At 61.4% G+C, this 20,498-nt stretch carries 14 protein-coding genes; 7 read left to right on the top strand and 7 right to left on the bottom strand.

What is annotated here, in order from left to right; translation table 11 throughout:
• Together AC1DLB_RS13575 and AC1DLB_RS13570 are read right to left on the bottom strand one after the other, a co-directional pair.
• Positions 1–8,221 (bottom strand): amino acid adenylation domain-containing protein (locus AC1DLB_RS13575; RefSeq protein ID WP_477785117.1); only part of this gene is annotated, 8,221 nt, incomplete at its 3' end.
• A gap of 235 nt (positions 8,222–8,456) precedes the next feature.
• Positions 8,457–9,194, bottom strand: coding sequence for a thioesterase II family protein (locus AC1DLB_RS13570; protein ID WP_477743771.1), 738 nt, complete (start codon positions 9,192–9,194; stop codon positions 8,457–8,459).
• A gap of 193 nt (positions 9,195–9,387) precedes the next feature.
• Between AC1DLB_RS13570 and AC1DLB_RS13565 the strand changes: the two genes are divergently transcribed.
• Positions 9,388–11,211 (top strand): glycoside hydrolase family 15 protein, encoded by a 1,824-nt coding sequence (locus AC1DLB_RS13565; RefSeq protein ID WP_477743772.1) that lies wholly within the window; start codon positions 9,388–9,390, stop codon positions 11,209–11,211.
• Positions 11,212–11,310: 99 nt separating this feature from the next.
• On the opposite strand, the gene AC1DLB_RS13560 is transcribed toward AC1DLB_RS13565, so the two are convergent.
• Positions 11,311–11,685 carry a DUF6124 family protein gene (locus tag AC1DLB_RS13560; RefSeq protein ID WP_086945112.1) on the bottom strand — a complete coding sequence of 125 codons (375 nt, stop codon included), beginning with the start codon at positions 11,683–11,685 and terminating at the stop codon, positions 11,311–11,313.
• A gap of 687 nt (positions 11,686–12,372) precedes the next feature.
• Between AC1DLB_RS13560 and AC1DLB_RS13555 the strand changes: the two genes are divergently transcribed.
• Both AC1DLB_RS13555 and AC1DLB_RS13550 read left to right on the top strand, forming a co-directional pair.
• Positions 12,373–12,759: a hypothetical protein gene (locus tag AC1DLB_RS13555; RefSeq protein ID WP_064619081.1), complete on the top strand. Its 387-nt coding sequence runs from the start codon at positions 12,373–12,375 to the stop codon at positions 12,757–12,759.
• Between the two features lie 57 nt (positions 12,760–12,816).
• Positions 12,817–13,707: an alpha/beta fold hydrolase gene (locus AC1DLB_RS13550; protein WP_082920885.1), complete on the top strand. Its 891-nt coding sequence runs from the start codon at positions 12,817–12,819 to the stop codon at positions 13,705–13,707.
• On the opposite strand, the gene AC1DLB_RS13545 is transcribed toward AC1DLB_RS13550, so the two are convergent.
• The gene (locus tag AC1DLB_RS13545; RefSeq protein ID WP_477743773.1) at positions 13,676–14,668 is read right to left on the bottom strand and encodes a GlxA family transcriptional regulator; all 993 of its coding nucleotides are present in this window, start codon (positions 14,666–14,668) and stop codon (positions 13,676–13,678) included. The genes AC1DLB_RS13550 and AC1DLB_RS13545 overlap by 32 nt on opposite strands.
• 90 nt (positions 14,669–14,758) lie before the next feature.
• Here AC1DLB_RS13545 and inhA point away from each other — a divergent pair, with 90 nt between their 5' ends.
• Entirely contained in the window at positions 14,759–15,445 is a 687-nt protein-coding gene (gene inhA / locus AC1DLB_RS13540; RefSeq protein ID WP_064619088.1) for an isonitrile hydratase, read from the top strand.
• Between the two features lie 36 nt (positions 15,446–15,481).
• Here inhA and AC1DLB_RS13535 read toward each other — a convergent pair whose 3' ends face one another.
• Both AC1DLB_RS13535 and AC1DLB_RS13530 read right to left on the bottom strand, forming a co-directional pair.
• Entirely contained in the window at positions 15,482–15,811 is a 330-nt protein-coding gene (locus tag AC1DLB_RS13535) for an antibiotic biosynthesis monooxygenase (RefSeq protein ID WP_477743774.1), read from the bottom strand.
• 26 nt (positions 15,812–15,837) lie between these two features.
• On the bottom strand, positions 15,838–16,467 hold the full coding sequence (locus AC1DLB_RS13530; RefSeq protein ID WP_018925330.1) for a LysE family translocator: 630 nt from the start codon (positions 16,465–16,467) through the stop codon (positions 15,838–15,840).
• A gap of 124 nt (positions 16,468–16,591) precedes the next feature.
• Between AC1DLB_RS13530 and AC1DLB_RS13525 the strand changes: the two genes are divergently transcribed.
• Complete coding sequence (locus AC1DLB_RS13525) at positions 16,592–17,701, top strand: aminotransferase-like domain-containing protein (protein ID WP_477785116.1); 1,110 nt, start codon at positions 16,592–16,594, stop codon at positions 17,699–17,701.
• Between the two features lie 573 nt (positions 17,702–18,274).
• On the opposite strand, the gene AC1DLB_RS13520 is transcribed toward AC1DLB_RS13525, so the two are convergent.
• Positions 18,275–18,763, bottom strand: coding sequence for an SRPBCC family protein (locus AC1DLB_RS13520; RefSeq protein ID WP_018925328.1), 489 nt, complete (start codon positions 18,761–18,763; stop codon positions 18,275–18,277).
• Positions 18,764–18,961: 198 nt separating this feature from the next.
• Here AC1DLB_RS13520 and AC1DLB_RS13515 point away from each other — a divergent pair, with 198 nt between their 5' ends.
• Together AC1DLB_RS13515 and AC1DLB_RS13510 are read left to right on the top strand one after the other, a co-directional pair.
• A complete protein-coding gene (locus AC1DLB_RS13515; RefSeq protein WP_477785115.1) occupies positions 18,962–19,882 on the top strand; it encodes an ADP-ribosylglycohydrolase family protein in 921 nt (306 codons plus the stop codon).
• Positions 19,883–19,941: 59 nt separating this feature from the next.
• Complete coding sequence (locus AC1DLB_RS13510; RefSeq protein ID WP_477785114.1) at positions 19,942–20,343, top strand: lysozyme inhibitor LprI family protein; 402 nt, start codon at positions 19,942–19,944, stop codon at positions 20,341–20,343.
• Positions 20,344–20,498 lie beyond the last annotated feature (155 nt).

Here is a 20,498-nt window from a genome sequence, read left to right as displayed (position 1 = left end):
CCACCAGATGGTGGATCGCCAGCAACAGGCGCTGAGTGCCGTCATCGAGGTTCGCCAGCACCGCGCGCAGCAGCGGCCCGTGCTGCAGGTTCAAGCTGCGTTGCGCCTCATTGGCCACCGCTTCCAGTGCCGTGGCGTCGGCGACGTCAACCGCCCAGAGCAACGCCTCGGTCTGGCTGCCCGGCGCACGGTATTGCGCCTGCCAGCCCTCGGCCTGTTCGACGAAACTCAAGCGCAAGCCATCGTGGTGCACAACCAGCGCGCCCAACGCCTGCTCAAGCACATTGGCGTTCAGTTTTTGCGTCGGCTTGAGCATCACCGCCTGGYTCCAGTGCTGACGCTCGGGGATGGTCTGTTCGAAGAACGCCTGCTGCACCGGCAATAACACCAGATCGCCTGTGACCGGCCCCTGATCGATGACCTGAGCCTGCTCACCCAACCGCGCCACCGTGGCCAGTGCCTGGATGGTCTGGTGCTGGAACAGGTCTTTTGGCGTGAAGCGGATGCCGGCCTGACGGGCGCGGCTGACCACTTGAATCGAGATGATCGAATCGCCGCCCAGTTCGAAAAAGTTGTCACTCAAACCGACCTGATCGAGTTTCAGCACGTCTTGCCAGATTGTCGCCAGTTGCYGCTCCAGTGCGCTTTGCGGCGCCACATAGGCTTGCTGCAATTGGCTGATGTCCGGCTTGGGCAGGTTCTTGCGGTCGAGTTTGCCGTTGGGGGTCAGCGGCAGGCGCTCAAGCAGCAGCAAATACGCCGGGACCATGTGCGCCGGCAGCGCGACTTTAAGTTGCTCGCGCAGGCTGTCAGCGAAATCGGCCCGTTCGGCATTGAACGCATCGGCGACCACATAAGCCACCAGGCGCTTGCCGCTGCCGGCGGTGCCTTCCTGGGCAACCACCACGGCTTCGCGCACACCTTCGAGGGCTTGCAGGCGCGCTTCGATTTCCCCCAGTTCGATGCGGAAACCGCGAATTTTCACCTGGTTGTCGATGCGATCCAGGTAATCGAACGTGCCGTCGGCGCGTTGCCGCACCAGGTCGCCGGTGCGGTACAGCAGGCCACCGACCGCACTGAACGGATCGGCGACAAAGCGCTCCGCCGTCAGGCCCGGACGGTTCAGGTAACCCCGGGCCAGGCCGGTGCCGCCCAGGTACAGCTCACCGGCCATGCCTTGGGGCAGCAGGTTCAGGTCGGCGTCCAGCACGTAAGCGCTGCGGTCGCCGATGCGACTGCCGATCGGCGCGTAGGCCGCGCCGCACTGCACGTCGCGCCCGGCCTTCCAGATCAGCGGCGTGACCACGGTTTCGGTCGGGCCGTAGCCGTTAATGATGTAGTCCGGATCGAGCGCACGCTTGACCCGCTCGAAACTGGCGTTGGGCACGGCATCGCCGCCGAAACAGTAGATCCGCACCTTCGGCGGATGGCCTTCACGTTCGGCGTGTYCGGCCAGTTGTTGCAGGTAGACCGGCGGGAACGCCACCACCGTCACGCCGTGTTCGCGCATGACGTTGTAGGTCTGTTCCGGGGTCCACAGGCTGTCGTCGCGAACCAGCAGCGAAGCGCCGTGGGTCAGGTTGGTCAGCCAACGCTCATGGGCGCCGTCGAAGGCGAAGGACATGAAGTGGAATTCGCAGTCGCTGTCACGCATTTCATAGCGTTCGCCAATGGCCTGGCAGTGCATCGCCAGCGGGCCATGGGCGACGCTCACGCCTTTGGGGTTACCGGTGGAGCCGGAGGTGTAAATGACGTAAGCGAGGTTCTGCGGATCGAGCGGCACCTTGGGCGCGGTGAGGGATTGGCTGCGCAGATCGAGACGGTCGAGCTCCAGCACCGGGACCGCATCATCCACCGGCAACTGCACAGAAACCGACGAATCGGTGATCAACAACGCCAGCCCCGAATCCTCGATCAGATAAGCCAGACGCTCGCGCGGGTAACTGGTGTCCAGCGGCACGTAGGCACCGCCGGCCTTGAGCACCGCCAGCAGCGCGACAATCACCCCTTCGCTGCGCGGCAAGGCCACGCCGACCCGGCTTTCCGGGCCGACACCCCGCGCGATCAGGGCGTGGGCCAACTGATTAGCGCGTTGGTCGATGTCGCCATAGCTGAACCGCTGGCCGGCGAAAATCACCGCCGTGCGCTCCGGGCGCTGGGCGGCGAGTTCGGCGATGCGTTGGTGCACGGCGACATTCACCGGGTACGGCTGCGGCTGGTTATCGGCCTGTTGCTGCGCCTGTTCGGCGGCGCTGGCCAGGGCAATTTCACCAAGATTGCGTTCGGCCGACTCGGCGAACTGCTCCAACAGTTGCAGCAGGTGCGCAGCGATGCGTTCGATCGTGGACGCTGAGAAATGCGCCCGGTCGAAGCTGTAATGCAGCGCCAGGGTCTGGCCCAATGTCACGGCCACGCTCAACGGATAATGGGTTTGCTCGAGGTTGGCGACATCGCCGAACACCACGCCTTGCTCCGCGCCCTGTTGCAGCGCCTGGGCAATCGGGTAGTTCTCGAACACCAGAATGTTGTCGAACAGCGCTTCGCCGCCCTGCCCGGCCCAGCGTTGAATGTCCGCCAGCGGCGTGTGCTCGAACTCGCGCAGGCTGAGGTTTTGCGCCTGTACCGCTTGCAACCAGTGGCCGACGCTTTGGTCCGGACGCGGCGTGCCGATCACCGGCAAGGTATTGATGAACAAGCCGACCGCTTGCTCGATGCCGGACAAGTCTGCCGGTCGCCCGGCCACCGTGGCGCCGAACGCCACGGTTGGGTGACCGGTGTAGCGTTGCAACAACAGCAGCCACGCGGCTTGCACCAACGTGTTGAGGGTGACTTTCTGTTGCCGGGCAAAGGCTTCAAGGCCTTGGGTGCGACTGATGTCCAGGGTCTGGAAGTGGTCGCCATGTCCGCTCAGGCTTTCGTTGCCGGACGCCACCCGCGCCAGTCGGGTCGGCTCTTGCAAGGAGGCCAATGGCTCGCGCCAGAAGTCCTGGCTCAGTTGCGCATCCTGACGCTGCAACCAAGCGATGTAATCGCGATAGCGCCCGCCGGTGGCCATCGGTACGCGACCGCTGTAACGCTGCAAGACTTCGCCGAGCAACTGCGAGTTGCTCCAGCCGTCCATCAGGATGTGGTGATGGGTGTAAATCAGCTGCCAGCGATCGGCTGCGGTGTGCACCAGCACCAGTCGTAGCAACGGCGCCTGACTCAGGTCGAATCCTTGTTGGCGCTCGGCATTGGCCAGTTCATTCAGGGCCTGAAGCTGATCGTCACGCTCACGCCAGTCGAGCACGGTGAACGGCAACTGCACCTGCTTGTGGACGATCTGCACCGGTTGTTCCAGTTCGCCTTGCCAGACAAAACCTGTGCGCAAGATGTCCTGTGCATCGACCGTGGCCTGCCAGGCGGCGCGGAAACGCTCCGGTTCGAGGCCTTGCACATCCACCCGCAACTGATTGATGTATTCACCCGCCGCCTGCTCGTACAGGGTATGGAACAACAGCCCCTGCTGCATCGGCGACAGCGGATAGAGGTCGTCGAGTTGGCCGATGGCCACCGGCAATGCCTCGAGTTGTGCCTGGGTGATGCGCGCCAGCGGGAAGTCCGACGGCGTGGCCTGTGGCACCTCAAGGGTGCAGCAATGCTCGATCAATGCGTTGAGTTCGACAGCGTATTGATCAACCAGCTGCTGGATGGTCGTGGTGTCGAACATCTCGCGGCTGAAGGCCCAGCTCATCGACAGCTCGCCGCCGTACACCTGGCCTTCGACCGTCAGCCAGTTGGCCAACGGCGCCGACGGATCCTGGGCCACACCGCTGCCTTCGCTGGACGGCACAAACAACGCCGCTTCGTCGAACTGACGGTCGAACTGCCCCAGGTAGTTGAAGGTGATGCGCGGTTGCGGCATGGCTGCCAGTGCGGCGCCAACCTGCGAGTCGCCCAGATAGCGCAGCACGCCGTAGCCCAGTCCTTTGTCCGGCACCGCGCGCAGTTGCTCCTTGACCGTTTTGATCGATGCGCCGAGGTCGCCGACCGGGCTCAGGTTGACCGGGAACAGACTGGTGAACCAGCCGACAGTGCGGGTCAAATCGATGTCGTCGAACAGGTCCTCGCGGCCGTGGCCTTCGAGCTGGATCAGCGTGCTGCCCTGCCCGGTCCAGCGGCACACGGCCCGCGCCAACGCGGTCAGCAGCAGATCATTGACCTGAGTGCGATAAGCCGCCGGCGCCTGTTGCAGCAGTTTGCGGGTTTGTTCGGCATCGAAGGTCAGTTCGACTTTCTGCTCGAAACGGTTTTGCAGTGCACCGTCTGGGCGGTCGCACGGCAAGTCGGTTTGCGGCGCATCGCGCAGTTGCGCCTGCCAATAATCGACACTGTTGTGGAACGTTGGCAGGTGGCTTTGCAGACGCGCCACCCAGCGCTGGTATGAACTGGTTTTCACCGCCGTCGTCAGCGTCGAGCCGTCGCGTGCCTGGCGATAGAACTGCTGCAGATCCTCCAGCAATACCCGCCACGACACACCGTCCACCGCCAAGTGGTGAATCACCAGCAGCAGCCGCTGAGTGCCGTCGGCCATCTGCACCGACAACGCTCGCAGCAACGGGCCGTTGCCCAGATCAAGACTGCGCTGGGCTTCGTCGCACAACGCATTCAGTTCTTCGAGCGATTGCGCCGAGCGTTGCCACAACACCGACTCAACAGACGCTGCGCCATAGGCCTGCTGCCAACCGGCGTCGGTCTGTTGATAACGCAGACGCAACCCATCGTGATGCTGGAACAACTGCGCCAACGCCTGATCCAGCGCCCCGACATCCAGCGCTTCGCGCGGCACCAGCAGCAGCGACTGGTTCCAGTGATGACGCTCAGGAATGGCTTGCTCGAAGAACCAGTGCTGCACCGGCGCCAAGGCCACCGCGCCAACAACCGGACCTTGATCGATCAGCTTCTGTTCGCCGCTGCGGGCCACTTGCGCCAGGCTGCGGAGGGTCTGGTACTGGAACAGGTCTTTGGGGCTCAACAGGATGCCCGCCTGACGCGCGCGGCTGACCACTTGCATCGACACAATGGAGTCGCCGCCCAGCTCGAAGAAGTTGTCTTCCAGGCCGACATTGTCGATGGCCAGGATGTCTTGCCAGATCGTTGCCAGCGACTTTTCCAGCGCCGTGCGTGGCGCCACGTGTTCACGTTGTTGCTGGGAGCCGTCGACCGCAGGCAAGGCCTTGCGGTCGAGCTTGCCGTTGGGGGTCAACGGCAATTGTTCGAGGAACAGCTGATACGCCGGGACCATGTAGTCCGGTAAATGTTGGCGCAGCGCGGCTTTCAGGGTTTCGCGCAGGCTCGCTTGAGCGTCGGCATCATCCGCCAACACCGCGGCATCGGTCGGCACGATGTAGGCGACCAGTTGCTGACCACTGGCGCCATCCTGAGCCAGCACCGCCAGTTCGCGTACCGCGTCCTGCTGCAACAGCCGCGCTTCGATCTCACCCAGCTCGATGCGGAAACCACGAACCTTGACCTGATGGTCGATGCGACCGACGTATTGCAGCGCGCCGTCGACCTGATAGCGGGTCAGATCACCGGTGCGATACAGACGCTCGCCGTTGCTGGCAAAGGGGTTCGGCACGTACTTCTCGGCAGTCATGCCCGGTCGCGCCAAGTAACCCCGGGTGATGCCCGCACCGGCCAGGTACAGCTCAGCCGATACGCCCTGCGGCACCGGTTGCAGATCGGCGTCGAGCAAATAGCTGGCGGTGTGTTTGAGCGGTCGGCCGATGTTGGCGCTGCCGCCRGACTGGCGGCGAGTCCAGGTGGAATAGGTGGTGTCTTCCGATGGGCCGTAGAGGTCGTAGACGTGCTCGATGGTCGGTTGCTGATACAGCGCGTCGACCAGCGACTGCTTCAGCGGCTCACCGGCGAGGTTGATGATGCGCACGCCCGGCGGAATCTGCTCGGCACTGTGAAGCGCATTGATCGCCGATGGCACCGTGTTGATCAGGCGCACCTGATCGCGGGCCGGCAATTGCGGCAGCTCCAGCGCGTTGCGGGCGATGATCACCGAACCGCCGTTGGCCAGGGTGACAAACAGCTCCCACACCGACAGGTCGAAACACACCGAGGTCGAGGCCAGCACACCCTGAATATCGTCGCGGCTGTACACCGATTGCGACCAGTCGATCAGCGCCAGCACGTTGCGATGGGCGATGGCCACGCCTTTGGGCTTGCCGGTGGAGCCGGAGGTGTAGATCACATAAGCGAGGTTATCCGGCGTGACGCGAGTGACCGGAGCGCTGCTTGGGTAAGTGGCCAGCCATGGCTCGGCGTTGTCCATCAACAGCACTTGAGTGCCCGCAGTGACGTTCAATGTTGCCGCAACAGCCTGCTCGGTCAGCAGCACCAACGCGCGGCTGTCGTCGAGCATGTAGGCCACGCGGTCGGCTGGATAATCCGGGTCCAATGGCACATAAGCGCCACCGGCCTTGAGCACCGCCAGCAGCGCTACCAGCAAGCTGTCGGAACGCTGCATCGCCACGCCGACCCGCACTTCCGGCCCCACACCCAACTCGATCAGCTTGTGGGCGAGGTGGTTGGCGCGGCTGTCGAGCTCGGCGTAAGTCAGTTGCTTGGCCGCGAAGGTCACCGCAAGCGCGTCCGGCATGGCCGCGACCTGCCTGGCGATCAGCCCATGAATGCACAGATCATCGGCGAAACCTTCGTCAGCGCGGTTCCAATCATGGACGATGCGTTGGTATTCCTCGGCTTCAAGCATCGGCAAATCGCTGATGCGCTGCTGGCTGTCGTTGACCATGCCGTGCAGCAAATGGGTCCAGTGCCGCGCCACGCGCTCGATGGTCGGCGCATCGAACAGATCATTGGCATAGGTCAGCGCGGCATGCAGTGTGCCGGCCTTTTCATAGGTGTCCAGGGTCAGGTCGAACTGGGTGGTGCGCCCTTCCCATTCGATCACGCCCAGCTCCAGGCCCGAGGCGGTGGTTACCGTGGAAATGTCTGCCACCTGCGGCTGATGGTTGTACATCACCTGGAACAACGGCGTATGGCTGAGGCTACGCTCCAGCTTCAACGCTTCCACCAGCCGCTCGAATGGCAAGTCCTGATGGGCCTGGGCGCCGAGGGCGGTTTCCTTGATGTCACTGAGCAAATCCGCCACGCGGGTCTGGCCGTCGAGCCGGGTGCGCAGCACTTGGGTGTTGACGAAGAAACCGATCAGGCCTTCGATTTCGCCGCGATTGCGGTTGGCGATCGGCACGCCGACGCGGATGTCGGTCTGCCCGGTGTAACGGTGCAGCAACGCGTTGAATGCGCCGAACAACAGCATGAACAAGGTGATGTTGTGCTTCTGCGCGGTGGCTCGCAGTTGCTCGGCCAGTGGGCCGTCGACGCCGAACTCATAACGCGTGCCGCGATAGCTGGGCATCGCCGGGCGCGGGTGATCGGTGGGCAGCTCCAGCACCGGATGCTCGAAGCCCAATTGGGCTTGCCAGTATTCCAGCTGCCGCGCCTGCTCGCCGGCCTCCAGCCAGCGGCGTTGCCACAAGGCGTAGTCGCTGTATTGAATCGGCAAYGGCGCGAGCTGCGGTTGCACGCTGGCATCATGGGCGTCGTAGCAGCGGATGAACTCGTCGATCAACACGTTCATCGACCAGCCATCAGAAACGATGTGGTGCAGGGTCAGCAGCAGCACGTGCTCCTGCTCGGCGAGCTTGAGCAGCTTGACCCGCAGCAGCGGCCCGACGGCCAAATCGAACGGCAGCAACGATTGCTGCTGGGCGGCCTCGGCCACGGCCTGTTCGCGCTCAAGGGTTGGCAGCGCGCTGAAATCAATTTGCTCGATCACCAACGGCGCACTGGCAGGTACCTGTTGCAGGGACTCGTCGGCCTGGCGCTGGAACACCGTGCGCAGGGTTTCATGACGCGCCACCAGGCTGGCGAACGCTTGCTCCAGGGCCGGCAGGTTCAGTTGCCCAGTCAGGCGCACTGCGCCCGGCAAGTTGTAGGCGCCGCTGTGCGGGTCCAGTTGCCAGAGGAACCACATGCGCTGCTGGGCGTAGGACAGCGCTTGCCGGTCCTCGGCCTCGACCCCTTGCGGAATCGGAAAACGGGCGAAGTCCACGCCCTCCTTGTGCAAGGCCGCAAGGAACATCTGGCGCTTTTCCAGGGGCAACCCGATAAACCGGCGAGCAAGTTTCAAGGAGTCTTCAGCATTCATTTCTTAGCATCCGGATCAGTAGGCAGGAAGCACAAAGGCACGTCGTCCCTATGAAACGAATGCAGACTGGAAAAATTAGCGCTTGAGAACAAGTATCAGGAAGGAAGGTCGAGCGAGGAAACACAGATTTTCAAAGTCAAACCGCATGCATAGGGCTTACGACTGCTTCGCAGCCGAACGGGGGCAAGCCCCCTCGCCACAAAGGCTCGCTCACAGGGTGAAACCGGGCGGATGTTCAGGCAGTTGCAACCAAGGCATGCCGCCGATGGTGAACCTCCAGCTGATCCTTGATCACCCGCAGCACCTTGGCTTCGTGCTCATGAATGAAGAAGTGCCCACCGGCCAACATGTCCACCGAAAAGCTGCCGAGGGTTTCCCTGCTCCAGCCGATCAACTGCTCAGTGGTGGCCTTGTCGGCCTTGCCACCCAGCACATGCACCGGGCACTTGAGCAATGGCCGCTGCACCGGCTGAAAACGCCCACACAATAGAAAATCCGCACGCAGAATCGGCAGTGTCAGGCTCATCAGCTCTTCATTGGCCAGCACCTCTTCGCTGGTGCCATTGAGCGTGCGTAGCTGCTCGATCAACTGCGCATCGGTTTTCGGCTCGGCAAAGCCGCGATCGTAATCGGCCCGCATTGTTGGCGCCGCCGTTCCCGAGGCAAACARCGCCACCGGCTCCGGGCAACCCAACGCACGAAAGGCGTGGGCCAGCTCACACGCGAGCAAGGCGCCCAGGCTATGGCCAAACAGTGCATAGGGCGCCTTGAGCGTCGAACGCAACTCCCTGGCCAATTGCATCGCCAGCGCGCGCATGTCGGTGTGCAGCGGTTCGCCAAACCGTGCGCCCCGCCCCGGCAGCTCCACCGGTTGCAACTGCAGCCACTGCGGCAACTTGCGTCGCCAACGGCTGTAGACCATGGCACTGGCGCCAGAATACGGCAGGCACAGCAGGGTCAGCTTGGTCACCACGTTTACCTCAAAAAGTCGTCTGTAAGGGAAGACGACCCGCGAGGGGCGCAAATTAGTCGGCGCCGGTATATCCCGTCTGGGAGAAAGCGTCGAATTATTGGTTGAGTGTGAAGGCCGGTTCGTCGCCAAATGAACTCTCCGTGGCTTAAACCAGTCAGCTGGTTAAGCCCTCGATTCCCGGAGTTCTGCGGCAATGGCTGATCCTTCCGAACGACAAAGCGCGATCGACGCCCACGGCATCATTGGCGACATGCGCAGCGCGGCGCTGGTCAACGACAAGGGCAGCGTGGACTTTTTCTGCTGGCCGGAATTCGACAGCCCGTCGATCTTCTGCTCGCTGCTGGACAGCCCCGAAGCCGGCATCTTCCAATTGGCTCCGGACTTGCCCGACGCCCGCCGCGAGCAGATTTACCTGCCCGACACCAACGTCTTGCAAACCCGCTGGCTCAGCGATCATGCGGTGGTCGAAGTCACCGACCTGCTGCCCATCGGCGACAGCGAGGATGATTTGCCGATGTTGATGCGCCGGGTGCGCGTGGTCAGCGGTCAAGCGACGATTCATATGTTGTGCAACCTGCGTCATGACTATGCGCGGGCTCACACCAAGGCGCGGGCGCGCGGCCGCAGTGTGTATTTCGAGGCCACCGGTCAGCCGCCCATGCAGCTGTGTGCGGATCAGCCCTTGCGCGTCGAGGGCAACGCAGCGATTGCCGAATTCACCCTCGAACAGGGCCAGAGCGCCGAGTTTTTGCTCGGCGGCGTTGACGATCCGCGCTTCAAGGAAGGCGCCGCCGATCTGTGCCTGGAGCGCACCCTGAAGTTCTGGCGCGACTGGATCGGCCAGTCCAATTACCGCGGGCGCTGGCGGGAAATGGTCAATCGCTCGGCCCTGGCGCTGAAGCTGCTGACCTCGCGCAAACACGGCGCCATCCTCGCCGCCGCCACCTTCGGTCTGCCGGAAACACCTGGCGGCACACGCAACTGGGACTACCGCTACACCTGGATCCGCGACGCCTCGTTCACCGTCTACGCCTTCATGCGCCTGGGCTTCGTCGAGGAAGCCAACGCCTACATGCGCTGGCTGCGCGGCAGGGTCAGTGATTGCCGTGGTAAACCGATGAAACTCAATATTCTCTACGCCATCGATGGCCGCCAGGAGTTGCCGGAAGTCGAACTTGCGCACCTGTCCGGCCATGGCGGTGCGACGCCGGTGCGCATCGGCAATCAGGCCTACGAACAAATCCAGCTCGACATCTTCGGCGAGCTGATGGACGCGGTGTACCTGGTCAACAAGTACGGTGAAGCGATCTCCCATGAAGGCTGGAAACACACCGTGGAAGTGGTCGATCAGGTCTGCGAAACCTGGCAGCAAAAGGACGTTGGCATCTGGGAAATGCGCGGCGAGCAGCATCATTTCCTGCACTCGCGACTGATGTGCTGGGTGGCGCTGGATCGGGCSATMCGGCTGGCCTCCAAACGCTCGCTGCCCGCCCCGTTCGCCCGTTGGGACCAGACCCGTCAAGCGATCTACGCCGACATCTGGAGCAACTTCTGGAACGAAGAACGCGGGCATTTCGTCCAGCACATCGGCGGCACCGGCCTCGACGGCTCGATGCTGCTGATGCCGCTGGTGCGCTTCGTCAGCGCCAAGGATCCGCGCTGGATCGCGACCCTCGAAGCCATCGAGAAACACCTGGTGCGCGCGGGCATGGTCTACCGCTACCGCAACGACGACAGCCAGATCGACGGCCTGCCCGGCACCGAAGGCGCCTTCGCCGCCTGCTCGTTCTGGTACGTCGAATGCCTGGCCCGCGCCGGCCAGATAGAAAAGGCGCACCTGGAGTTCGAACAATTGATGCGGTACGCCAACCCGCTGGGGCTGTACGCCGAAGAGCTAGACAGCCACGCGCGGCATTTGGGCAATACACCGCAAGCACTGACGCACCTGGCGCTGATCAGCGCGGCGAGCTTTCTGGATCGGAAGTTGAGTGGGGAGAAGAACTTCTGGCAGCCTTGAGACTGAGGTGACTGCTTCGCGGGCAAGCCTCGCTCCTACACGGAACCGGGTTCAATTCGAGTCCAATGTGGGAGCGAGCTTGCTCGCGATGACGAGGGATCAGCTGTGTGGCGCAGGCTTCGGTACGTCGACGTTATCCAGCACCCGATTCACTGCCAGCTCGGCCAGCATGATGACTTGCTGAATCGCCAGGAGCGTATGCCGCTGTGGGGCGTCGACATAAGCGGCAATGTCGCTGGTCATGACGCTGGCTGAGGCCAGTGATTCGCAGACATGGGCCAGCAGACTTTCGTTATCCATATCCGGCGCAACCAGAAACATCCTGCTTGGCTTACGACCTTCGGTTTTTTTCGGGGTGGGTTTGAGGTAGTGGTCGAGCGCGCGTTCGGCAGCGTCGTGGAGTTTTTTCGAATCGAGGGATTCATAGGGCGAAACGTCGTCGGTTTCTGGGGGATTCGGTGTGGCTTTGAACATGGTGACACTCCAAATGAGAAGTTGAGCTGCCACTGATCGCTGCGACGCGATGGAGGGAGGCAGCTGTACGCGGGGTCGCAGACCGAGTCATTTGGAAACCCGGCATACCCGAAGGTATCCCGCGCACAGCCACCATAAGACCAAACGACACACTCCGAAGGAGCGTTGGTTGGGCGGCGGCGATTATGCACCAAATGAACTGAACGGACTGCGACGCCCGGTCGCTGAATTTGCAACGACCCCCAAAGCCTATCGGCTCCCTTTCCTAACCAACAACCGCCAAAACTCGTCGGAAATATCCACTTTTACGACACTTTTTGTAGGATCAAGACCTACCCGCGGTGAACTTAAACACACTCTGCCTGGCAGGGCTGACCTCCTGTGGCGAGGGAGCTTGCTCCCGTTGGGGCGCGCAGCGGCCCTGAAATCTGCAACCACATTCCTCCAGAAGCACCGTATTTACTGGCTCAGCGACTGCTGCGCAGCCGAACGGGGGCAGGCACCCTCGCCACAGGATCGTGTAGGTCGAACACCTACATTTACTAAACAAAACTGCCCAATCAACACTTGGTAACTGATTCCTACATCCGGAAATACCTTGTTGCCAGCACCTACATCCATCCCTACCATCCACGCTCAACGGGCACAGCGGAGCTGTCCAACAAAACCCGAATTCAAGGAACCAGAATGACCCAGCGCATCCATCGCAGCATCAACGTCCCACTCCGATCAGGCCTGAATCGGACTGAACTGTGGGAAGGCCCCGACAAAGGCTTGATCAAATGCTGGGAAATCGGCCGTCAGCGCGCCGCCCGCTTCCCCGACCTCGCCCACCAATGCCTCACCGGCGAACTCCCGGTGCTGGGTTGGAAAGGTGGCGTCAGCCGCAGCCTGAAGAAACTCGAAAAATACGGATCCCTCAAATACCTCGCCCAATGGCAAGGGTTACGCGGGGAAGATCTGGATATTGATCTGAGCGCAGAACGGGCGTTGACCTGTTCCAGGACCAAAATGGTCGTGACATTTACGCCGGATCGGTCGAAGTACTTCAATCAGATGGACGTGGAAGCCTGAGGAAAGAGCCCGGGTCGATCTGAATCAGCCGTTGATAGACAGCCCATGGAGCATCGAATGCAGATCCAACATGTCCTGACGCCAAACCTCGATATTGCCTGCGAAACACACGGCCCCAGCACCGGTGACCCAGTCATCCTTCTGCACGGTTTCCCCTACTCCCCCCGCGCCTACGACGACATCGCGCCAGCCCTCGCCGCAAAGGGCTACCGTGTGATCGTCCCGTACCTGCGCGGCTACGGCCCGACCCGTTTCAACTCCCCCGCCACCCTGCGCTCTGGCCAGCAGGCCGCCCTCGCCCAGGATTTACTGGACCTGATGGACGCCCTCGCCATCAAACAGGCCGCGCTGTGCGGTTACGACTGGGGTGGTCGGGCGGCGTGCATTGTCGCGGCGCTAAGGCCGGAGCGGGTGCGCTGCCTGGTGACCGGGGACGGTTACAACCTGCAGAACATCCCCCGCTCCACCCAGCCTCTGGATCCGCAGACTGAACATCGTCTCTGGTATCAGTATTACTTCCACACCCCGCGCGGCGTGGAAGGCTTGACCCAAAACCGCCGGGCCCTGTGCGAACTGCTCTGGCGCCTGTGGTCACCGACCTGGGCGCAAAATGCCGAACGATATCCCTTGAGCGCGCCAGCCTTCGATAATCCGGATTTCGTCGACGTAGTAATTCACTCGTACCGGCACCGGTTCATGTATGCGCCCGGCGACCCGACGCTGGAATGGATGGAAGAAGCGCTGACCCGACAACCGGCAATCAGCGTGCCGACAATTTCCCTGTGCGGTGCCGATGACGGTGTGGGACCCGCGCCTGAAGTCGATGAAGACGCCGAGCATTTTACCGGCCCCTACGAACGCCGAGTGTTGGCGGGCGTCGGGCATGACATTCCCGAGGAAGCGCCCGAGGCGACGCTCAAGGCAATACTGGATCTGCTGAAGGGCTGACGGAAAACCGCTCGCGATAAGCCTGCGGTGTCACGCCCATGGCCCGCAGAAAACTGCGGCGCAGGGTCTCTTCGCTACCAAACCCGCATTGCATCGCGGCCCGTTTGATCGGTACGCCGGTGTCGCTGAGCAGTCGTCGCGCGGTCTCGACCCGAATCAGTTCTATGGCCCGCGCCGGGGTCTGGCCGGTGTCGGCGCGGTAGTGACGGACGAAGCTGCGCTCGCTCATCCCGGCCTGCAAGGCCAAGGTCGGGATGCCAAGGTCCTTGGTGAGGTTTTCGCTGATCCAGGCGTGAAGCTCGTCGAATCGGTTGCCTTCTTTCTGCAAAGACAGGGTCACGCTGAACTGCGACTGGCCCCCCGGACGCTTGAGAAACACCACCAGTTGCCGGGCGACTTCGAGGGCCATGGTTCGGCCGAGGTCTTGTTCGACCATGGCCAGCGCCAGGTCAATGCCCGCGGTAACCCCGGCCGAGGTCCAGACCGGACCGTCGTTGATGAAGATCGGGTTGGGTTCGACCTGCAGTTTGGGATGCTGCTGCGCCAATTGCTCGCAGCGGGTCCAGTGCGTCACCACCCGTCGACCATCAAGCCAGCCGCTGGCCGCCAGCAAAAACGCCCCGGTACACACTGACGACACCCGCCGGCAATCTCGCGCATGCTCACGCACCCACCCCACCAGCGACGCGTCCTGCGCCGCCGCGTAAACGCCCCAGCCACCGGCAATGATCAAGGTGTCGCTGCCCCGATTCGGCAGCGGTTCTGCCAACAGTGCCAACCCCGCCGACGACATCACCGCCCCGCCACCGCTGGCAATCACTGACGGCGCATAGGGCGGCGGCAGACCTTGCTGGCGGGCAATGTCATTGGCCGAGGCAAACACCTGCAACGGCCCGGTGACATCGAGCACTTGCACGTTGGCGAAGGCCAGCACATGAATGGTTTTCGGGTGGTTTGGCATGATTGGCGTAATTCGTGGGGTTATTGGCGTATTCGCCAAATCCTACGAGCCTACAGTGAAGCCGTCCACCCCAATCAGGAGAAAAACGCCATGACGTTGCAGATCGGTTTACTGTTGTTTCCACAGGTTCAACAACTGGACCTGACCGGCCCATATGACGTGCTGGCCTCGCTGCCGGACGTGAAGGTGCATCTGATCTGGAAAGACCTGGTGCCCGTCACCGCGAGTACCGGGCTGGTGTTGAAACCGACCATCACCTTCGACGATTGCCCGCCGCTGGATGTGATCTGCATTCCCGGAGGTGGCGGCGTCGGCCCATTGATGGAGGATGAACAAACCCTGGCCTTCATCAAGACTCAGGCCGCCACGGCGCGGTATGTCACCTCGGTCTGCACCGGTGCCCTGGTGCTTGGCGCGGCAGGGCTGCTCAAGGGCAAGCGCGCCACCACGCACTGGGCGTATCACGAGTTGCTCGGGCTGTTGGGGGCGATCCCGGTGAAGGATCGGGTGGTGCGCGACGGCAATCTGCTGACCGGTGGCGGGATCACCGCGGGAATCGATTTTGCCCTGACCCTGGCCGCTGAATTGTTCGATAAGGACACCGCGCAACTGGTGCAATTGCAGCTGGAATACGCCCCGGCACCGCCGTTTGCTTCGGGCAGCCCCGAGACAGCGCCAGCCGGCGTACTGGAGGAAGCCCGTAAACGTGCTGCCGGGTCGTTGAAATTACGTACGGAAATCACCGAACGTGCAGCGGCGAAACTCGACCTCCAGTGAAAGAGATGGCCGCGGGGGGCTATCCCCCGCAGCCAGTCACTCACGCCGGCCATTCGGCACAAACAGCTCGAACGAGTCATCGCCATAAGCCCGCTCCACTTTAGCGATCACCACTTGATAACCCGCATACCACTTGCGGTACTGGCGCTTGGCCTCCAGGTGCCTGGGGTGGCTGGCGAATTCCCGGATAGAGGTTTCGTCCTGCCAGTAGTAACTGGCGTTGACCATTTCGCCATCGGCCGAGCACCAGGACTGGGTACCGACGAACCCTTCGATGCTGATCGCGACTTCGTCGATCAACGTGCTCAACAGGTTGAACTCCTCGTCTCGTTGCCCGGGTTTGTAGATAAACGATGCGATGTACATGTAGAGGTTCCTTTTCAGTGAATGAGTCAGGCCGGACGTGTCATCAGGGCCAGCCTGACGGCGAGCAACAGCAATACCGCGGCCAGCCCCAATGACTGCCATGTGGCGAATGTCGACGTGCTGGAAATACGCCGGCTGACCGTGCTGCCGAAAACCCCGAGCAGGGTGTGAAACACGCCACTGACCAGGGTCAGCACCATGCCCAGCAGCACCAGCTGTACGGCAATCGAGCCTCGTTGCGCGTTAACGAATTGCGGCAGGAACACCATGAAAAACAGCAAGGCCTTGGGGTTCAGCAGGCTGTTGAGCATCGCCCGGATCAGCAGGGTCTTGAGCGGCACCTGCGCAACATCCGACGTGCCGCTGGCCGATGGCTTTTGCAACGCCTTGAACGCCAGCCACAGCAGATACAGAACGCCGGCATAACGGATCAGGTCGAAGGCCGGTGGCCAACTGGCAACCAGTGCCGTAACCCCCATCGCGGTCAGCGCCGTCAGGATCAGATCGGCCAGGCCAATGCCCAATCCCGACGCCACACCGCCGCGCCAGCCATAACTGGCACCATGGCTGATTACGAAGGCCATGTTCGGCCCGGGTGACAGCAGCAACAGCATCACCGCGCCGACGAAAATCGATAAGGTCGCAGGGTCAATCACAGCGAAGTCTCCGTCCTGGAAAGCCTGTAGATTAGAGCGCCAATCTGATACAAACAAAAAATTGATCCAGATACAAAGAGCGCTCACCCATGACCCGTATTCGCTACAAACGCCTGGTGGATCCTTGCCTCGCGGACTGGGGTTGGAACAGCAACCACTGGGCATCGGCACGGTGGACCTGACCTTCAATTACCCGTCGGTACCCGGTCAGGACGAGTTATTGCGCGAGGGTTTGCGAGCGATTGCCGCCTCCGGGGATATCGATGCGCTATTGCATTCCGCGCCTCAGGGCGGGCGGCCGCATGAACGGCAGACGGCGGCCCGGCATTTACGCAATCGGGACATTCGGGTGGGGGGCGATCAGGTTCTGATCGTCAACGGCGCCCAGCAAGGTCTTGCCGTGACGCTGATGGCACTGCTCAAGCCGGGAGATATTCTGGCCCTCGACGCCCTCACCTACCCCGGCCTGAAAACCTTGGCCCAGGCCCATCGGCTGGACCTCGAAGCCCTCCCGCAAATCGCCGGGCACACCGACCTCGACGCCCTGGAAGCGCTGTGCAAGCGGCGCCCCGTGCGGGCGCTCTACAGCATGCCGACGATGCACAATCCGTTGGGGACGGTGATGTCCATCGCCGACCGTGAACGCCTGGTGCAATTGGCCGAGCGATACGACTTTCTGATCATCGAAGACGGCGCCTATGCCTTCCTCGCAGAACCGGCCCCCAAACCGCTGTTTACCCTGGCCCCGCAGCGCACGCTGTACATCAGCGGCCTGTCGAAAAGCGTTGCCTCGGGCCTGCGCATCGGTTTCATCGTTGCACCGAAAGCGATGATGCCGGCGCTGGAGCAAGCCATCCGAGTGTCGACATGGAGCACCCCGTCGCTGACCGTCGCGCTGGCCTGCCGCTGGATCGATAGCGGCGAAGTCGACAACCTCGAAGAGCAAAAACGCCTGGACGCCCGGCAGCGACAGGACCTGGCTCGGCAAATCCTGAAAAACTGCGAACTGGTGGCGCATCCCGCTTCCTACTACCTCTGGCTCAGATTGCCCGAAGGCTTGCGGGCCGAAACGGTGGTTGCCGAGCTGGAACGAAAAGGTGTGCAGGTGACCAGCGCCGCACCCTTTGCCACGACCACTCATGTGCCTCCTGCACTGCGGGTGGCCATGGGATCGATCAGCCTCGACGTGTTGAAGCGCGCCCTGGAGACTCTGCGTGAAGTCGTGGACATCTGACGGACTTTTCTGACACCCATAAAAAAACCCGCCTAAGCGGGTTTCTCAAGACCATTGCGACATCCTGTCGGCAGCCATCCTGGCGTATGGTCGATCATCCGTGATCCTGAACACGTCCTGTGTTCAGTTGATGGATCCAGATTAAACACATTGGCGAAGCTTCAAAAGACGACATAACAGCGGCTGCGTGTAAGCCATTGACCATTCAGCACCTGAAAGCAGCCCCTGTAGCAGCTGCCGAAGGCTGCGTTCGGCAGCTGCTACTAGTACGGGTACAGGTACGGGCGATCGGTCGCAGTTTCCTGCAGACGAAAAAAAACCCGCCGAAGCGGGTTTTCCCAAGACCATATCGACTCCCTGTCGGCAGCAATCCTTGCTTATGGTCGATCATCCGTGACCCTGAGCACTTCCTGTGCTTCAGTTGATGGGGCTAGATTACGCTTCGGATCCAATCAGCAATAGACGATATAGCTACTACCGCGTGTAAGACATTCGCTATAGCCACCCTTCCGAAAACCCTTGGACGTATCAACCATCATGGGCCGAAGCCGCGAATTTCGCGGCTTGCAGCCATCAACTTCCCTGACGCTCGTGGGCCTTGGTGTTTTCTGCCAGAAACTGTTCGATGTTGTTCATCTGCTCATCCCAGCCACGGCTGTCCATGCGGAAAGCCTTGAGCCTGCGCGACTGGGGAACGTGATCGAAACCGGACTCGACGACCGTCAACAGCGTGCCTTCGTCCATGTCCTGGAGTTCGAATTTCACCAGCGTGGTGGGCTCCTGAGAGTAATCGACTTCCGGCTCCACCGCATACGGGTGCCAGCGAAACGAAAACACCCGCTCCGGCTCGACCCGCTCCACCAGTACATTCCACAACAAGTGCTCATAACCAGGATACGTAATCTGCCCCTGGGTCCACTCGCCGGCGACAAAGCGCTTGCCTTCGAGTGCCACGCCGAACCATTGTCCGAACATTTCGGCATTGGCCAGCATGCGCCAGACCCGCGAGCGCGGCGCCTTGAGCAGGATCTTCCTTTCGATGCGATCTGATGCTGGGTTCATAAGTCACCTCCTGTATTGAACAGTAGGCCCGTAAAGACCAGAAGACCAACCTAAAAGTTGTATCAAACGGCTGATGCAATCAACCGTACCTGAAATATTCGGCCTCGATTTTGGCCATAAGTTCTGGTTTGAAAGGCACAGTCAACGGATTGAAACTGCTAACGTTTGCAACGACGTGCAACCTTACAAGGAAGATTCATGCAGCCTTCACTCACGGAGCGTTATCGCGCAACCCTGTTTGGGCTTGCTTGCGCAGATGCTATCGGCACCAGTGTCGAATTCYAGCCACGCGGCTCGTTCGAGCCCCTGACCGATATGGTTGGCGGCGGCCCGTTCAATCTGAAGCCGGGGCAATGGACCGATGACACATCCATGGCACTTTGCCTGGCTGAAAGTCTGCTGAACAAAAAAGGTTTTGATGCGGCTGACCAGATGGGCCGTTACCTCAACTGGTGGCAATGGGGTTACCAGAGTTCGACCGGCGAATGCTTCGACATTGGCATGACCGTACGTGACGCGCTGGCTCGTTATCAGAAAACCGGTCAGCCATTCGCAGGCTCCTCCGATCCCGACACGGCGGGCAACGGTTCGCTGATGCGGCTGGCGCCGGTAGTCTTGTACTACTTTCCCGACCGCGACCGGATCAGGACGTTTTCCGTAGACAGTTCGCGTACTACCCATGCCGCGCCGGAGGCACTTGAATGCTGTCAGTTGCTTGCCGAACTGCTCCGCAAGGCATTGCTAGGCGCCACCAAGCCGGATTTGCAGCGCCTGCCAGAGACAATATTCCTGGAACCAAAAGTCATGGCCATCGCCCGAGGCGACTACCTCGACAAGTCCAAAGACGATATCCGGGGCAGCGGCTACTGCGTTGCATCACTGGAAGCGGCCTTGTGGTGCTTTCACCACACTGACAGTTTTGCAGCCGCCATCCTCGAAGCCGCGAACCTGGGTGACGACGCCGATACCACTGCCGCCATCGTCGGTCAGTTGGCCGGGGCTCACTATGGTGCGCAGGCCATCCCTGAAGGCTGGCTGGCGAAGTTGCACAGGCGCGCTGACATCCAGGTTTGTGCGGACCAGTTACTCGCGGCTTCAGGCGCCCTTTCTACAAGCTGAAGCCTGCGTCTTCGCTACACTGCAACCTCCTCTTTTCAATTGTCACAGCGAGAATTCCCATGCACCCACGCTTGCTCCTGGCACTGACGCCGCTGCTGTTCACCCCTCTTGCGCATGCCGTCGACTGCGACAACGCCACCGACCAGACAACGATGAATCAGTGCGCGGCGCAGCAGAACAAAGCGGCCGACAAGGAGCTGAATGCGCTTTACCAGCAGATCACCACGCGATTGAAGGACAGCCCTGACGCCAAGAAGCTGTTGGTCGGTGCCYAGCGCTCATGGATTGCGTTTCGCGATGCCGAGTGYAAGTTCTCGGCGTCCGGAGTGGAGGGAGGCAGTGTTTACCCGCTGATCTATAGCAACTGCACCACGGCGCTGACCAAGGCGCGGGTCGAAGCATTCAAGACTTACTTGAAGTGTAAGGAAGGGGATTTGAGTTGCCCGGTGCCTGAGGCTTGATGCTGCGGCGTTCTTGAGGCCGCCGCGTGCCAGCTTAACGATCACTATAAAAATCAATCAGTTACTTGAAATAACTGGCTTATGGGCGCGTCTGAACGAGATCGCCCGCGTCTAATATCGCGATACCTGTTTGCAGTGTGAGACAAGCATAGAGG

Source organism: Pseudomonas sp. 05N434 (assembly GCF_056396965.1).
This window is presented reverse-complemented; position numbering and strand designations above follow the sequence as displayed.

What these genes read in the sequence shown, in the direction of transcription:
- AC1DLB_RS13520 (WP_018925328.1), bottom strand. Translation starts at nt 18,763, where the DNA reads ATGAACCCAGCATCAGATCGCATCGAAAGGAAGATCCTGCTCAAGGCG.
- AC1DLB_RS13550 (WP_082920885.1), top strand. Translation starts at nt 12,817, where the DNA reads ATGCAGATCCAACATGTCCTGACGCCAAACCTCGATATTGCCTGCGAA.
- AC1DLB_RS13560 (WP_086945112.1), bottom strand. Translation starts at nt 11,685, where the DNA reads ATGTTCAAAGCCACACCGAATCCCCCAGAAACCGACGACGTTTCGCCC.
- AC1DLB_RS13545 (WP_477743773.1), bottom strand. Translation starts at nt 14,668, where the DNA reads ATGCCAAACCACCCGAAAACCATTCATGTGCTGGCCTTCGCCAACGTG.
- AC1DLB_RS13555 (WP_064619081.1), top strand. Translation starts at nt 12,373, where the DNA reads ATGACCCAGCGCATCCATCGCAGCATCAACGTCCCACTCCGATCAGGC.
- inhA (WP_064619088.1), top strand. Translation starts at nt 14,759, where the DNA reads ATGACGTTGCAGATCGGTTTACTGTTGTTTCCACAGGTTCAACAACTG.
- AC1DLB_RS13535 (WP_477743774.1), bottom strand. Translation starts at nt 15,811, where the DNA reads ATGTACATCGCATCGTTTATCTACAAACCCGGGCAACGAGACGAGGAG.